The 317-nt window shown below is 44.5% G+C and carries 1 protein-coding gene; it reads right to left on the bottom strand.

What is annotated here, in order from left to right; genetic code table 11:
* A partial coding sequence (locus tag QWI17_RS03310) for a hypothetical protein (protein ID WP_302721078.1) occupies positions 1-317 on the bottom strand: 317 nt, incomplete at both ends.

The raw sequence follows: 317 nt of genomic DNA, 5'->3' as shown, positions 1-317 counted from the left end.
GTCTTTTTCTCGATTCGAGCCTTCCTGGCTAGTTTAATCAAATCCTCATCAAATAGGTATGCAAGCTTCGCTAATACTACGAAACGTAAAGGAGTCCAATATGCTGACCATGGAACTGCCTTGTTGAGCCCCTGATCAAAGAGCTGGTCAAAAAAACTTATCAAAGCATGATCAGGTTTGGATATCCGATAAATATCTATGGTCAAGTCTAGCTTTGCTTGCAATGCCGAGAGTTCAGAGGCAATACTGGTCAGTCGCCCCATGCCCAACTCACTTGAGTGCAATCTTGCAACGCCAAAGCGTTCGCGTAGTTCTTG

It is taken from the genome of Gilvimarinus gilvus (assembly GCF_030518155.1).
GTDB classification, from domain to species: domain Bacteria; phylum Pseudomonadota; class Gammaproteobacteria; order Pseudomonadales; family Cellvibrionaceae; genus Gilvimarinus; species Gilvimarinus gilvus.
The sequence above is the reverse complement of the archived record's forward strand: the minus strand, read 5'-3'. Positions and strand labels throughout refer to the sequence as shown.